At 36.1% G+C, this 15,621-nt stretch carries 12 protein-coding genes; 5 read left to right on the top strand and 7 right to left on the bottom strand.

Features of this window, described 5'->3' with window-relative positions:
- Nucleotides 1–26 precede the first annotated feature (26 nt).
- Entirely contained in the window at nt 27–1,778 is a 1,752-nt protein-coding gene (locus M2265_RS23335) for a class I mannose-6-phosphate isomerase (RefSeq protein WP_132770265.1), read from the top strand.
- 17 nt (nt 1,779–1,795) lie between these two features.
- Entirely contained in the window at nt 1,796–3,091 is a 1,296-nt protein-coding gene (locus M2265_RS23330; protein ID WP_132770267.1) for an amylo-alpha-1,6-glucosidase, read from the top strand.
- Nucleotides 3,092–3,227: 136 nt separating this feature from the next.
- On the opposite strand, the gene M2265_RS23325 is transcribed toward M2265_RS23330, so the two are convergent.
- The gene (locus M2265_RS23325) at nt 3,228–3,914 is read right to left on the bottom strand and encodes a hypothetical protein (RefSeq protein ID WP_132770269.1); all 687 of its coding nucleotides are present in this window, start codon (nt 3,912–3,914) and stop codon (nt 3,228–3,230) included.
- Between the two features lie 309 nt (nt 3,915–4,223).
- Here M2265_RS23325 and M2265_RS23320 point away from each other — a divergent pair, with 309 nt between their 5' ends.
- Both M2265_RS23320 and cydB read left to right on the top strand, forming a co-directional pair.
- Nucleotides 4,224–5,561, top strand: coding sequence for a cytochrome ubiquinol oxidase subunit I (locus M2265_RS23320; RefSeq protein ID WP_132770270.1), 1,338 nt, complete (start codon nt 4,224–4,226; stop codon nt 5,559–5,561).
- Between the two features lie 6 nt (nt 5,562–5,567).
- Nucleotides 5,568–6,644: a cytochrome d ubiquinol oxidase subunit II gene (gene cydB / locus M2265_RS23315; RefSeq protein ID WP_132770272.1), complete on the top strand. Its 1,077-nt coding sequence runs from the start codon at nt 5,568–5,570 to the stop codon at nt 6,642–6,644.
- 24 nt (nt 6,645–6,668) lie between these two features.
- Here cydB and M2265_RS23310 read toward each other — a convergent pair whose 3' ends face one another.
- The 5 genes from M2265_RS23310 to M2265_RS23290 form a co-directional block, all read right to left on the bottom strand.
- The gene (locus tag M2265_RS23310; protein WP_132770274.1) at nt 6,669–7,553 is read right to left on the bottom strand and encodes an AraC family transcriptional regulator; all 885 of its coding nucleotides are present in this window, start codon (nt 7,551–7,553) and stop codon (nt 6,669–6,671) included.
- A gap of 235 nt (nt 7,554–7,788) precedes the next feature.
- The gene (locus tag M2265_RS23305; RefSeq protein ID WP_165905893.1) at nt 7,789–9,075 is read right to left on the bottom strand and encodes a Gfo/Idh/MocA family protein; all 1,287 of its coding nucleotides are present in this window, start codon (nt 9,073–9,075) and stop codon (nt 7,789–7,791) included.
- Nucleotides 9,076–9,422: 347 nt separating this feature from the next.
- A complete protein-coding gene (locus tag M2265_RS23300; protein WP_132770276.1) occupies nt 9,423–10,007 on the bottom strand; it encodes a hypothetical protein in 585 nt (194 codons plus the stop codon).
- Nucleotides 10,008–10,286: 279 nt separating this feature from the next.
- Nucleotides 10,287–12,779 carry an NPCBM/NEW2 domain-containing protein gene (locus tag M2265_RS23295; protein WP_207902429.1) on the bottom strand — a complete coding sequence of 831 codons (2,493 nt, stop codon included), beginning with the start codon at nt 12,777–12,779 and terminating at the stop codon, nt 10,287–10,289.
- Complete coding sequence (locus M2265_RS23290; protein WP_207902430.1) at nt 12,728–12,880, bottom strand: hypothetical protein; 153 nt, start codon at nt 12,878–12,880, stop codon at nt 12,728–12,730. The genes M2265_RS23295 and M2265_RS23290 overlap by 52 nt, the downstream gene beginning before the upstream one ends.
- Before the next feature lie 376 nt (nt 12,881–13,256).
- Between M2265_RS23290 and M2265_RS23285 the strand changes: the two genes are divergently transcribed.
- Complete coding sequence (locus M2265_RS23285) at nt 13,257–13,988, top strand: phosphoribosylaminoimidazolesuccinocarboxamide synthase (RefSeq protein WP_319801178.1); 732 nt, start codon at nt 13,257–13,259, stop codon at nt 13,986–13,988.
- 61 nt (nt 13,989–14,049) lie between these two features.
- Here M2265_RS23285 and M2265_RS23280 read toward each other — a convergent pair whose 3' ends face one another.
- Nucleotides 14,050–15,501 carry an efflux transporter outer membrane subunit gene (locus M2265_RS23280; RefSeq protein ID WP_243655417.1) on the bottom strand — a complete coding sequence of 484 codons (1,452 nt, stop codon included), beginning with the start codon at nt 15,499–15,501 and terminating at the stop codon, nt 14,050–14,052.
- Nucleotides 15,502–15,621 lie beyond the last annotated feature (120 nt).

Below are 15,621 nucleotides of genomic sequence, written 5' to 3'. Positions count from 1 at the left end.
AACAGATTTCAATAAAATAATTAAATATGCATACCATTAAAGACTCAGCAATAGGCCAGTACAATATTATGCCCGCTTTCCCTGCTACAGGTGAAATCTCAAGCTCATTTCAAAAATTAGTTCGTGTACTGCTCGACAATAATATACGTATCATCGATGGTTTTGTTGGTGTAGATTGGAAATTTGTCATTGGAGAGATTTCAAAAGAATTTAAAAATTACGACATTAAACCACGCTTCATCGCTATTGATGAGGCACTTTTATCAGAAGAGATTATTAATAATCAGGTAGCACCTTATCTTGGTGGAAATGATCCCTTATTTGGAAAAAAATCCCCTCTTCCATTATCTTCTTATTTTAACGCTGAAAAATTAGCGAAATTCCATGATATGCTCGCAAATAACCAAGAGTATATCATCTTTTACGGACCTGGAGCAGCTCTTTTAGATAATGAAGCTTCTATCATGTATGTTGATTTGCCTAAAAGTGTTCTAATTCAGCGCATGAGAGCTGGAAAAGCATGGAACTTAGGATGCAGCAATTCAAAAGATCCAAAACAGATTTACAAACGATATTATTTTGTGGATTGGCAAGCGTTAAATAGCCACAAAAATTCAATTCTATCTCGGATAGAAATCATGGCAGATCAGCAATCTGACAACACATTACCTTGGATAAAGGGATCTGATTTAAGACAGACCTTGCATCAAATGTCTGTCAATTATTTTAGAGTAAAACCTACATTTGAATCTGGTGTTTGGGGTGGACAATGGATGAAAGATCATCTAACAGGGATAGATCAAAGTGCAAAAAACTACGCCTGGTCCTTCGAGATGATTGTTCCAGAAAATGGCTTGTCATTAAAATTTAATGATCTACTTCTGGAAATTTCATTTGATCAATTGATGTTCACTGAAAGCAAAAATGTCCTAGGCTTGGCTGAACCAAGATTTGGTGTAGATTTCCCAATTAGATTTAATTTCTTAGATACCTTTGATGGAGGAAATTTATCAATACAGTGTCACCCTAGCCCGAAGTATGCAAAGTCACAATTTGGAGAAAACTTTACTCAAGATGAAACCTATTACATTGTAGACAGAAAAGGAGATGCACAAGTATACCTAGGTTTTCAAGACGATATCAATAAAGATAAATTTCAAAGTGCTTTAGAACATAGTTTTAAAACCGGAGAAGCCATTGAGGTAGATCAATATATTCAAAAATTTGAATCTAAAAAGCATGATTTATACTTGATACCGCATGGTACAGTGCATTCATCTGGTATCGATAATTTAGTTTTAGAAATTAGTGCGACTCCATACAACTTCACCTTTAAAATGTATGATTGGGTAAGACCGGATTTGGATGGCAAACCACGTCCTTTAAATATCGACCGTGCTTTTGACAATCTTAATTTTGAAAGAAAAGGACAAGTGGTCAACGATACGTTAATTGCGAAACCTGTTTCCCACAAAATTGATAATCAAACAACTAAAGTTCATTTAGCTACACATGAAGATCATTTTTATGATGTCGTACGCTATGACTTTGACCAAGAGGTAACGATTGAAACAAAAAATCAGTGTCATATTCTGATGCTTGTTGAAGGGGAGGCTGTGGAATTAACAACTTCAAATGGTATGAGGGAAGTTTTTAATTATGTTGAGACATTTGCCATTCCAGCTGCAACAGGATCATATTCACTTCGTAACCTTGGAAAACAGCCGGTAAAAGTGATCCAATCATACGTTAAAGATTCAAAATGCAACCAATTTTAAACTAAACATCTAAAAATATGAAAAACTTATTTTTTGCAATAGCTTCCTCTGCCCTTTTATTTTCCTGCAATCCAAGTGGAAGCAAAGGAACACAAAACAGTTGGCAGGCCGATATGAAAAAAGACAGTAGTTTTCAACTAGTCAAAGATATGGCAACCAATACCATAAAATCCGGTTTCAATGCTGGAGATGGATATGGAGAGGTATGGATCAGAGATTACAATACCTTTATCAATTTAGCTACACAAGTGCATCCTCATGAGCAAATCAAAGATCAATTGCTTATATTTCTAAAACTACAGGGGCCAGATGGGAATATTGCAGATGGCTTTGTTAAAAAAGCGAGCTTAAAAAATGGCACATCTGACTACTATACGATAACAAATGTATTAGCTCCAGATTATGCGGGGCATAAAAATACCGTAGAAACAGATCAGGAAACTTCTTTGATTCAGGCTGTTTACAAATATGTGAAAGCATCCCAGGATACATCTTTCTTATCGGCCAAGGTGGGTAATAGTATCGTTAAAGACAAAATGGAAAATGCCCTCCAGTTCTTAATGAATGAACGATACAATAAAACTTATGGTTTACTTTGGGGTGCAACCACGGTTGATTGGGGTGATGTACAACCGGAACATGATTGGGGTGTGCATTTAGATGAAAATTCTCATATTGCATTAGACATTTATGATAATGCAATGTTTCTAATTGCATTGGATAACTATATGGAACTTGTTCCTGAAAAAGCATCCCAGTGGAAACCCATCCGCGATGAAATCGCTGCCAATACAATAAAGCATCTTTGGGATGAGAAAAATCAAAAATTTATCCCCCATATTTATATCAACGGATCACCATTTTCTTCAGATTTCGATGAGAATCAGATCTACTATCATGGTGGTACTGCTATTGCTATCGAAGCCAATTTACTGAGTAAGGAACAAATAAAAACAGCCTTAGATAAGATGGTCAAAAATGTGAAAGATTCCGGTGCCGCTACAATCGGCTTGACGATCTATCCGACTTACCCTGCAGGTTCATTCAAAAATAAAGGTATGTATCCATATGGATATCAAAACGGTGGGGATTGGACCTGGTTTGGTGGCCGTATGATACAACAGTTGGTCAAAAATGGTTACGAAAAGGAGGCATATGAACAAATGAAACCGATGTTGGATCGGGTAATAAAAAATAAAGGCTTTTATGAGTGGTATACAAAGGATAATAAACCTGAAGGATCAGGCACCTTTAGAGGTGAAGCTGGCGTATTGTTTTATGCTATTTCACTATTAGAAAAATCACAGGGCTAATGATTTTTAGGAACTAAAACAGTCATAGATCCTACGAGCAGAAAAATTACTTCTTAAAGTAACGCAATATGATTTAAAAGAGGTGTAATCAAAATGGTTACACCTCTTTTGCGTTTTTCAGATTAAATAAAAGACCTTATTTAATATCAAATTTTAATTCGAGCACGTTTGCACCTTTAAATTTGCTTGCATAGCCTGGATCAAGTAAATCGACACGTTCAATCGTAGCTTTTACCCCAGGCTCTATTTTACGCAAGGAATAAATTAATTTTTTAGTTTTTCCCTTGTTTTCAGAGCCCAACGTAAAAAATGCCTTCAGACCTGTCATCTCATATTTACCATTAACTTTAGTTCCATCAGCATAATCAGTTTCTCGTGGTTGAAAAATAGCACCTCCATTTGTTTCCGTATTTGCATTTGCGATTAATTTATCTCCTATTAAAAATGCCTTGTAATCGCCGGCTGTTGCCTGATTCTTTACAAAATTATCTTGAATTTCTATTCCTTTTTCATCGTAAACTTTTAAATCCATTTTGTACGCGAGCTCAGCATCTAAGTTAATCGCACCTTTTGTTAAAGCGTTACCAGAGGCATCAAAGTTTACAGTAATTACAGCACCTTCCTTAGCAGTGGTAACACCGTGAAAATGATCCCCATGACCTGCTCCTTTAGTGCCCTGAAGCTCAGTAAACTGTAGAGATGCCCTAATTTCTTCCTTCTCGACAGGAACCTGTTCATCCTTTTTGCAAGACGATACTCCAATTAAAAAAACCACCGAAGCCAATAAAAGTACAGTAATACGTTTGATAAATTTCATTTTCATGATTAGATTTTGATTTAAGTAAAACAATTCGAAGTCGCCATATACGCAACTATGTTGCAAATATAATAATTAAAACCTTACATGCAACTATGTTGCTTTAATAGTGGTTTATATTTTATAAATCTTTATTAAAATAAAGCCATAATAGAAATCAATAAGTGTTTCATAATATCATAATAGCCATTCCGCATCCAACTCAATCTGCAGGATGGTTTATAAAAATCATCACAAATAAGTAAAAGCACTTTATTGTTTCCCATATAAAAAACAATTATATTTAGGTTATATTTTAACCTCATATAATGTCGTATGGAAGACATGATTCTTTACAATCGGTTACAGTTTGCTTTCACCATTACCTTTCACTACCTGTTTCCGCAATTAACGATGGGCCTCTCCCTGATGATCGTTTACTTCAAATGGAAATTCTTACGAACGAAAATTGAAGAATACAATCATGCTGCAAAATTCTGGATGAAAATATTCGCTTTGAACTTTACAATGGGTGTCGTCACGGGTATTCCAATGGAATTTCAATTTGGTACGAACTGGGCAAAATTTTCCGAATTAACGGGTGGCATTATCGGACAAACATTAGCCATGGAGGGTATGTTCTCCTTCTTTCTAGAATCGTCCTTTCTAGGGATGTTTCTTTTTGGAGAAAAGTTACTTGGACACAAACTCCATTTCCTCTCTGGATTAATGGTATTTATCGGTTCTTGGGCGAGCGGCTTTCTCATCATTGCAACCCATTCCTGGATGCAGTATCCGGTGGGATATGAAATATTAGAAAATGGAAAATTTGTATTAAATAATTTTACTGCGCTTTTTAATAATCCATGGCTATGGCCTTCCTATTTACATAATCAGGCAGGTTCTCTGATTACGAGCTCTTTCTTTGTAGCATCCATAGGTGCTTTTTACTTATTGAGTAATAAACACAGCAAATTTGGAAAAATGTTCGTTAAAACTGGTGTCATTTTCGGTGTTATATCCTCTATTGTAGTTGCTTTTCCAACAGGTGATATGGCTGCTAAGAATGTTGTCAAATATCAACCGGTCACCTTTGCGGCTATGGAAGGTATTTTTAAGACCGAAAAAGGGGGATCAGAAATCGTACTTATTGGTCAGCCAGATATGCAAAATAAAAAATTAGATAACAAAATTGCTGTTCCAAATGTCCTTAGCTTTCTTACCTATCAACGTTGGGATGCAGAGATCAAGGGTTTGAATGAATTTGACGAATCCATACATCCTACCAATGTACCTGGACTGTATTATGGTTATCATATCATGGCGGGCCTAGGCACCATTTTTATTGCAATAATGGTAGCGGCCACGTTTTTACTTTGGAAAAACAAATTATTTCAGACAAAATGGTTGCTCTGGATCATCATGTTTATGATTCCTTTCCCCTATATCGCTAATACTGCAGGATGGTATACAGCTGAACTAGGAAGACAACCCTGGCTTGTATACAACCTGATGCGCATGGTAGATGGCGTTTCTCCAACCGTTTCTTCTGGCAATGCCCTATTTACTTTATTAGGGTTTGTTGGACTTTATATTTTATTAGGATTATTATTTTTAATGCTTGTGTTAAAAATAATAAGAAAAGGTCCTGAGCCTCAAATCTCCTTAACGTAATTGATCATGGAAATATTTTGGTTTATCGTATTAATGGTCATGCTAGGAATCTATGTTATTCTAGATGGTTATGACTTTGGAGCAGGAATTGTTCATCTCTTTTTTGCGAAGACAGAAGAAGAAAGAAAAGCAGTAACAAATTCTATCGGACCTTTTTGGGATGCTAATGAAGTATGGCTCATCGCTTCGGGAGGGGTCTTATTTTTTGCCTTCCCAACGTTATATGCTTCAGCTTTCAGTGGCTTCTATTTACCCTTGATGCTTGTTCTCTGGTTGCTTATCTTTCGAGCAATAAGTTTAGAATTAAGAGGTCAAGTGCATAACCGCATGTGGGAAGCATTGTGGGATAAAGCTTTTGGCTTAGCCAGTCTCCTGCTTGCTTTATTCTTTGGAGCGGCTTTAGGTAATGTTGTCCGGGGAGTGAACCTTGGTATGGTCGAAAATGGAGTCTCTAAACAGGAACCACATTATTTCTTTCTGGCACTTTGGAACCCAACATTTGATCCACTGGCAGAACATCAAGGTATCATTGACTGGTTCACCATACTATTAGGCCTAGTCGCAGTTGTTACACTGACTATCCACGGCGCTAACTGGATTATATTAAAAACTTCTAGCTCTTTAAGCCAGCGATTAAAAGAGGTCATATTTAAGCTCAACTTTGTCTTATTATTTTTAGTAATCTTATCCGCTTTTGTGTGGCACTATGTGAAACCAATTTCACTGCATAATTTTGGAACTTATTATTGGCTTTGGATTTTCCCGATCATTGCTTCTATCGGACTAGTTGGGCAGTTTCAAATTAAAAAATTCAAAAAAGACTTATCAGGATTTATATTTTCATCCCTATTTATCTTCGGAAGTTTCGGCTCTACTATAGCATCTATGTTTCCAATCTTACTTCCATCGACAAATACTGTAAACCCATCTTTAACGGTGCAAAACGTAGCCGCACACGAGTATGGATTATCTGTTGGACTAGGCTGGTTTTCTATCGCCGCTGTATTGGTTATTGTTTATTTCATTATCCAATTTAAAGTGTTTAAAGGTAAACTGGATGATGTTGGTTATGGAGATCATTAGAAGATCTTCACAACTAAGGATTTTTTAAATTTCTGTAAAAATAGTCTGTCTGTAGTTGTTTGTATATTCCTTTGGGTTACATCCTATGATCTGTTTAAAAACGCGATTAAAATTAGTTATACTATTAAAACCACTGCTAAAAGCAATAAACGACACACTGTCTAAGTGATCTCCATTTAATTTATGGCAGACTTCTTTTATGCGGATGCGATTTAAATAAGATACAAAAGTAATTCCGCAATGTTTTTTAAAGTACCGACAGAAGGCCTGCGGAGTTAAATTGGCATGGTTAGCGACATCTTCCAATGTAAGTTCTTTTTTATAATTTTCTTTTATGTAATTGCAAACTAAAGTCATTCGACTTACATTTCCGTTGGATTGGATAGCTGATTCAATTCTTTCAGCACAAAGTGGAACTGTTTCTTTAGAAATTGAAGCTAATGAGCGTAACAAATAAAAGAACTGCATTAATTTATCCAGCTCATCAGCACTCTTTAATTGTACTACTCTTTCAGAAATTTGATTAAAATAAGCCTCTGGCACTTTAAATCCACATGAATTACGGTTAATAAAATGATTCAGGGATTCAAACTCACCTAATGAAAACAAGGACTTCAACTTACCGTGCGGATCAAAGAAAATAGAAATTGATCTTGATTCATTGAATAAGCCATCTTGAGACATCGATTTAAATACATGAGGTTGATTGGCTCCCAAAAAAAATATATCATTTTCTTTAAAAGGGTGCAAAGTATCTTCGACAACCAAAACGCCCTCACCCTTTTTAATCCACATTAATTGTGCTTCTTGATGACTGTGCAAATGCGGATAAAATGAATCCATTACATCTTCTTGTATCGTTAAACTTTGTCCTTGTGTTGTCGGCACATTAAATTGGAGAGTTTTCATAGCATGTTTAGAATTAAACTTTACAAAAATTTATTATTTGGTTGATCTAAATATAACAACTAGATTTTAATAAAGAAAAATATGATGTAAACATTAACCAATAGTACTTTACATTCATGGCTATTTTTGAAATTCAAAAAATCCTTTTTGACAAAAGAATAATAGACTAACACAAACAAGTATTGAACAATTCTTCAATAATTATTTCCAACAAGTAACTAGCAATCCTAAATATCTACACTTTAGGATACGAATAACCATTATGATAATTTGCTGCCAAATACTTATTCGCTTCTTTATCTGAGAACTGACGTTTGTCCTTATCCCAGTACAATTTTTTACCCGTTCTGTATGCAATATTTCCCATTTGAGATAAAATGGCAATATGTGCACCCGCTTCAACAGGGGCTTTCAGAATACTTTTATTTCGCGTAAGAATTGCTTCAACAAAGTTGTCCATATGCCTTTCCAAACCATTATCTTTTGATTTTTGAAATGGTACCGCAGCCATTCGATCCCCTTCTGGCAATACTTCCCACCCCTCTCTATTCAGTACTAAAGTGCCATTGTTTCCGATAAAAGCCACACCATGGCCTTTGTTATAAGGTCCACCATCAATACCTATTGCATGTTCCCACTGCACATTAAACCCATCAAACTCATATAAAGTTGTCAAAGTATCTGGTGTCTCCTCAACATCATCGGGATAAGCAAATTTTCCTCCTGCTGCCATGATCGAACGTGGATCCGAAACTTTCATACCGATCAACGCAAAATCCAGCATATGCACGCCCCAATCTGTCATCAGACCGCCGGCATAATCCCAAAACCAACGGAAATTAAAATGAAAACGATTGACATTAAAAGGCCTTTTTGTAGCAGGGCCCAACCATCTATCATAATGTACACCTGCTGGAATTGCTGAATCCGGGACAATTGGAACATCCTTCTTCCAACCTAAGTAGGCCCATACTTTAACCATTCTTACCTTACCGAGACTACCAGTATGTAGAAATTTTATAGCATCCTCAAAATGCTGTTGACTACGTTGCCACTGCCCTACTTGAACAATAGCATTATACTTTTGAGCGGCGGCCACCATGAGCTCACACTCTTTGATCGAATTGCCAATCGGTTTTTCTACATAGACATGTTTCCCCGCCGTAACGGCATCCACCATCATCAAACAATGCCAATGATCGGGAGTTCCTATAATCACAGCATCAACATTATTATCTGCTAATAATTGCTTATAATCAATATATGTCTTAACGTTTATATCACGCTTTTTCAATTCGAAAACACGGTTATTTAGAACATTTTCATCTATATCGCAAAGTGCAGTGCATACGACATTTGTATTTTTTAATATTGCGGTGAGATTGGACCATCCCATCCCATTTACACCGATTACACCAATGCGTATTTTTTTTGAATCTGCCAACACCTTTGTTCTTTTAAAAAATAATGCAGATGCCGCTAATAATGTAGAGGTTTTAATAAATTTTTGTCTATTCATCATAATGTAGGCATTGATTGCCATTACAAAAGTTTACCTATAACTATCCCCACCAATTAAAATGAATAATTTAACCTTAAAGGATCAGGATATGATAAATCAATTGAGTTCAGGTTTATATTTAGTTTACTCTTCCTAAGATATAAAAAATAAAAGGAGACACAAACAGACTAAGCGAGAGCCCTTTTATAAATTTCCGACATATTTCCAGCAACTTTTCTATATAAAAGACTCTTAATCTACCTCTGAGCAAATACTATATTATTTTTCAACAAAAAAAACCGTGCTTAGTGGCACGGCTTTAACTGCGTTATATATTAAATAAGTTACATTAAAATCTATCAATATATTTAAAAACGATAACTGGCACCTAGTGCAAAAATGCCTTTAAAACCATAACCTGCTTCAAGAAAACCACCCCAATCTTTACCAATTCGCAAACCCAATGGATTTACCTGAAAAGCAAAGATAACATCATTAGTAGTGGTCTTTTCATGATCTGTTCTATCACTACCGTTAGCCAATATTGCTCCAGAAGCAACTGTACCATAAAAATCAATGATTCCTCGTTTCACATAAGAATATTTAGCAGTAGGTAGTACCATATAGAAATTACTCTTCCTATAGGTAATCTCATTTGTACTTTTATTTTTCATATCTGAAGAAGCATTAGCATAGCTTAGATCGGCTCCTATCGAAAATCGATTACTGAGCGCATAGCGATATCCCGCCGACAGCATACCAAATGCTTTTTCATTTGAACTTTCGCTTCCCGATATTGCGCTGACAAAAGCATTTGTAAATACATCTGCTATCACCAATGGAGTTGCATCACTATAATCGATTCTGATTTCATGTTTCTTAGACTCCTGAGCGTGAGTATGAAAAGCAAACCCTACTACAGTCGCAATCGCTATAAAAATTGATTTTTTCATTGAATTTCTATTCTATTTTATTAAATATGGAACAAATATAGATGAACTATACCTTTTATTTTTGTGAAAATCCATTATATTATCGGAAAAATCAATCAACTTCGATACTTGTGCTTCATCAAATAAACAGTATATAAACTTGTAATAAAAACATACGTTTTATAGAAAACTTTCTAAAGAAATAATTCACAAGCTACGTTACTTTAAAAAAACATGATTAAAAAAAGCGCTAAAGCAGGAAATTTGCCTTAGCGCTTTCAACCTGTGTATAAAAGTAGATTATTCTACCACATACCAAGTATATCCATTTGCTGGTATTTTAACCGTCAATTCTACTGTATAATCACGGTTCAATTGGTAAGATATTAAATTACCTTCTTGTTCTCTAATTTTTGCTGCTGTGGACAATCCGGTATAATAAAGTGGTATTTGAATTTTACGCACGATTTCTTTATCTGTAGGGTTATAAAATAATGCAAAAGCTTTCTCTTTTTCATTAGGATTCACGTGCATCATTCCGTCCCAGTCCCGAGCATCAGGTTTACGTAAATGGATGATATCACTGTTCAATATATTGCGATAACGCTTATACCATTTAATCACATCGACAACCATTTCTTTCGTTTTTGGTGTATCGTAGAGACGAGGCCCTCGGTAACATGCTTGCACACCTGCGCCATAATTTTGGATCATATGCATCTTATATTCATGAAGGTGGTCATTCAATGGCTCTAAAGTCGCATCTTTTCCTCCTCCCTGATATTCTACTAAGGGCACAAAACTCCATAAAGAAGAGGGAATTCTATCCCATGTACAATCATAATTTAACTGACGTGCATGCATGAGCTGACGATCGCGAGGTAAAGACCAATTAGCCTCTCTGTAGCCAATTCCCACTTTATTAGATCCGTTCAAAAAGTAAAAATCGGGTACATTCATATATATTCCTTGGGAAGACATCCAGTGATAAAGTTCAGTAACCTTATGAAATTGTTTCCATTGTGAATCTGCTAGACCCTCGTGATGTGCATGGGTAGTCGAAGCACAGAAATCTCCTGGATAAGAACCATCATGCTCGAAACACTTCATTCCTGTCTTTTCAAAAAAGTATTTTATTTTCTCAAAATATTCATACCCCCAATCACTAGCAAGACATGGGGAACTTCCAAAGCGCATACCTCCACGTTTACCTGTCTCGGGATTAATCACATCGACCTCATCACTGATCCATCTGCTGGCTAAAAGGGAATAACATCCCATATCAATGCCTTTACTACGTGCATAATCAACAAAACCCTTGAATTTCGCGATGTTTGCATCGGAGATATCTTCCGCATTTAACCCCGAACCAAAGCTAAGTATAATCATCTCATAACCTGTCGAATCGCACTGATCTATGGCTCTATGTACCACTTCAGGATCAGTGGATGTTAAATGCATAAAGATAGGATTCTCGCTAGTCCATGGCGCTATAGTCCGATACATCTTACGCGTAAACAATCCTTTACGCTCCCGATCATCACTATCAAATGGCATTTCATAAACAGTGAATGATTGGAAAGTACCTTTACTTTCTAAGCTATAATCCGGACCAAGCTTAGGTGATACATCCAATACACAAGGGGTCTCCAGAAGATAATTACGTTGCGAGGTGTAAGCAGGATCTGTCACCCATTTTTCTGTAATATCACTTGTTTTTTCAGTAAAAGCTCCTCCTGCAGCAAAATCACTCTCAACATGAATATTGGGTAATCTAAAAACTGAAGGATCACCATCTCCTGGTGACTCAGGTTCTGAGAATGCCAAATATTCCAATTGAAAGAAATCAATATTTATTGGTAATGTAGATTCATTAATCACTTCCATTCTTTTACTAATTACCGGAATATGATCATAGATGCTAAAATAAAGCTTCACTTTCACATCCTTCAACTCTCGTTCACCACGAAGGGTAAATACAAGTTGCTGGCCTGATACCGGTTCTTTATTAAGTGCCCAGCGATTGCGGGCCCATTTGATTCGTTCTTCCAGTGGTTTTATTTCAAAATCTTCTACCATAAACGACTCCGGTAATGTTGTCATTTTATCTAACCACTCATTCTTAAGATATCCCCGTTCTTCTTGACCATTTAAACCGCCAATATTCCATTTTTTACCATCAATCTGTATCGTTCCCTCACTACTTACTGCCCTAATCAAGCTTTCCCCTAACATGCGGTTCGTAATATCTACCGTCGCCAAATTAGGAAAAATCCGAAAAGTTCGCGACATCATAGCATTTGCAATTATTATACTTTTACCATCTGCCGAAGTGTAAATTCCAGCTTTAGATTTCTGAGGAGTAATTAACCAATCAAATGCAGTCTTGTCTGATGACAATTCTTTCATCACTGGTAATGTTTTGATTTTCGCCGCAAGTTGCTTACTGATTCCTGCATCCATAGTGGAACCCGAACCCACTGTCCCAACATCAACAAGTACAGGTTTTACAGTTTTATAATCAATCTTTGGTGCAATCCAAACGGCGTGATCACCACTAGGTCCATCATCAGTTGTTTCGGCTACAAGTTCAAGATACATTATGTCTTTTAACGAGACGTCAATCTGCTGAGGACGATCTCCGCCTTTAACTACTGAACTTGTAAAAATAGGTTTACCATCACCTTTCAAAATAAATTTTACGGAACCTTTTTCTAAGACAGGTTTACTCTTTGTAACACCTACAAACTGCTTTTGTCCTTCCTTTTGAACGAAATACCATACTCCTGCCAAGCACGAGATAGATCCAGATCTTTCAACTTGATAGATTCTTGCGCAAACATAGATTGCCCTATTAAAAGCCCAGCACTGATCAATAATGTAGTTTTCAACATATTTTAAGATTCCTCTTTTTTAAGGTCAGTGAAAAATACATTTGATCACTGCCCTTGTAAATAATATTAGGTTACAAATTTAATTTCTAATCAATAAAATTAAAGTTCCATTATCCCCTCCCATTCTTGGCAATATTTACCAAGTGTTCCTTATTTACTAAATTGAATAGAGGTGACATTATTTTAAGATTATAATGGTTTATAAATGCTAAACTTAGATAATTTTGATTACATCCGCAATAAAATAGCACTGATTATAATCTTTAAAGCTATATATCGGTATTTATTCACGAATCTTAAAGATATGTCGACTTGTTTATCAATCCAAAACTTTCATTATTCATATTTATGATCTGAAATCAACTTTCTTTATAATATTTACATTATTTTTGCTAGTTACATTGATCTATTCTTATTATTTAGGAATTTAATTTACAAGGGTAAAACCAAAGATGTCTACAGTCTAGAACAAAATCAAGTACTATTGAAATTTAAAGACGACGTAACTGGTGAAAATGGTGTATTTGATCCTGGAGCAAATACTGTTGGGCTAACCATTGATGGTGCTGGAAAGTCAGGACTTAAAATGACCCAGTTCTTCTTCGAGCGTTTAGCTGAACAGGGTATTGCAACACATTTTGTCTCCGCTAATTTAGATGAGGTTAGTATGGTGGTTAAAGAAGCGACTCCATTTGGGAAAGGATTGGAAGTCATTTGTAGATACCGTGCTGTAGGCAGTTTCTTGAGAAGATACGCTGCTTATTGCCAAGAAGGTGATGCGCTAGATGCTTTTGTGGAAGTAACGATTAAAGATGACGAAAGAGGCGATCCTACAATTTCGGATGATGCTTTGGAATTATTAGGTATTTTATCAAAAGCTGATTATCAAGAATTAAAATCTTTAACAAAAAAAATCTGTGGAATCATAAAAACGGAATTGGCAAAGAAGGATTTAGAACTTTACGATATCAAATTGGAATTCGGAAGAGATAAAGCTACTGGAGATCTATTATTAATCGACGAGATTTCAGGTGGAAATATGCGCGTATACAAAAATGGAAGCTATATTGCCCCTTTAGATTTAGAAAAAGACTTTTTAGGAGCTTAATAGCCTACAATCAATAGTATAAGGGCTACCATTATCTCAGGTAGCCCTTTATTACTAGCCGTTAATCCCAACCGCCACCAAGGGCTCGATACAATTGAACCACAGCATACAATTTTTGACTTTGATCTGCTATATTTTTCAATTCTGCACGTAACAGATTTTGCTCTGCTGTTAGTACGTCGGTATAATTGGTGTTCTGGTGGTTCAGGAACAATTCTTTATTAAATGCAACAGCCTGCGTTAATGCTTCAAGTTGTTTTTTGCGGGATTTCATTTTTTTCATAGCCGTATCATATTCAAACAGCGCATTAGAAACTTCCTGGCTGGCTACCAATAGAGATTTCTCGAATTGATACAACGCCTGTTGCTGTCTTGCTTGAGCAGTTGACAGTCTTGCTTTATTGACACCTTTATTGAAAATAGGTTGTGCAATCCCCCCTGCTATAGAACCAAATAAACTAGCACTCGAAAACCATTGATTCCAACCAAGATTTGAAAAACCTCCAGCAGCTGTTATAGATAATGCAGGATAGAAATATGTACGTGCTACATTCGTTTCCTCAAATGCCGCTCTAAAATTAAATTCTGCCATTTGAACATCAGGACGGTGCGCGAGCAATTGTGCGGGAATTCCAGGATTTAAATCATAATTCACCTGTTGTTTCATTAGAGACTGTCTAAGGATGGCACCAGGATGTCGACCTAATAAAAAACTAAGCCTATTTTCGGTTTCTTTAATCTTTTGCTCAATATCCGGTACATCTAGTTCTGCTTCATAATAGTTTGCTTTACTCTGTACTACCGCTACGCCGTTAAGCATTGCATTTTCAAAAAGTTCCGCTATTGCGGCTGCATCTTCAGCACGATTCTCAGCAGTTTTTTTAATTATCATCAACTGTTGATCCAGTGCCAGTAATTCGTAATAATCTGAGGCGATATTGGCAATTAACTGTGTTTGCACTGCACGCTTTGCGGCATCAGTCGCTAAAAGCTGTGACAATGCAACTCGTTTAGCACTTCCAAGTTTACCCCAGATATCAATTTCCCAGTCCGTATTTAATCGCATATCATATTGGGTATTATTACGCGGATAACCAAAACTTTGAAAAGTAGGCACCTGTTGTTTATTGGCAGAGATACTAGCTTCCAATGAAGGTAAAAAAGCCGCTTTTTTTAATAGCACATTTACCTGCGCCTCTGTAATCCGCTCAACTGCAATTTTGATGTCTATATTTGCCTGTAACCCCTCTGTGATCAATTGCTGCAACATCGTATCTGTAAAGATATCAGACCATTTCACTTTAGCTATATTGGTCGTATCATGAGCTATATTCTTCACATAACCTGAATCAAGAGCACTATAAGTAGGTGACCGAAAGCTGTCTTTTACCTTATTTTCCGGTGCATTATAGGGACGGGTTACTTGACAAGAACTCCAGGCCAAAAGTCCCAGTATTGACATGAATGCCAGTCCATAGGATTTTTTTTTCAATTGAATATAATAATGTATCATATCTTAATTTTTAAATTTTCACACTAGCTTTCTCTGTTTGATCAACATGAAGCTAGCATAAGGTTACATGCGCTAAGCACGAAAATTTCATTTATTAAACGAGCGAATAACTAGAATCAT

Origin of the sequence: Sphingobacterium kitahiroshimense (assembly GCF_025961315.1) — a bacterium.
Classification (GTDB): Bacteria; Bacteroidota; Bacteroidia; order Sphingobacteriales; family Sphingobacteriaceae; genus Sphingobacterium; species Sphingobacterium anhuiense.
This window is presented reverse-complemented; position numbering and strand designations above follow the sequence as displayed.

Excerpts from the sequence above, each read along its gene's own strand:
- M2265_RS23335 (WP_132770265.1), top strand. The coding sequence starts at position 27 with ATGCATACCATTAAAGACTCAGCAATAGGCCAGTACAATATTATGCCC.
- M2265_RS23330 (WP_132770267.1), top strand. The coding sequence starts at position 1,796 with ATGAAAAACTTATTTTTTGCAATAGCTTCCTCTGCCCTTTTATTTTCC.
- M2265_RS23325 (WP_132770269.1), bottom strand. The coding sequence starts at position 3,914 with ATGAAAATGAAATTTATCAAACGTATTACTGTACTTTTATTGGCTTCG.
- M2265_RS23320 (WP_132770270.1), top strand. The coding sequence starts at position 4,224 with ATGGAAGACATGATTCTTTACAATCGGTTACAGTTTGCTTTCACCATT.
- cydB (WP_132770272.1), top strand. The coding sequence starts at position 5,568 with ATGGAAATATTTTGGTTTATCGTATTAATGGTCATGCTAGGAATCTAT.
- M2265_RS23310 (WP_132770274.1), bottom strand. The coding sequence starts at position 7,553 with ATGAAAACTCTCCAATTTAATGTGCCGACAACACAAGGACAAAGTTTA.
- M2265_RS23305 (WP_165905893.1), bottom strand. The coding sequence starts at position 9,075 with ATGATGAATAGACAAAAATTTATTAAAACCTCTACATTATTAGCGGCA.
- M2265_RS23300 (WP_132770276.1), bottom strand. The coding sequence starts at position 10,007 with ATGAAAAAATCAATTTTTATAGCGATTGCGACTGTAGTAGGGTTTGCT.
- M2265_RS23290 (WP_207902430.1), bottom strand. The coding sequence starts at position 12,880 with ATGTTGAAAACTACATTATTGATCAGTGCTGGGCTTTTAATAGGGCAA.
- M2265_RS23280 (WP_243655417.1), bottom strand. The coding sequence starts at position 15,501 with ATGATACATTATTATATTCAATTGAAAAAAAAATCCTATGGACTGGCA.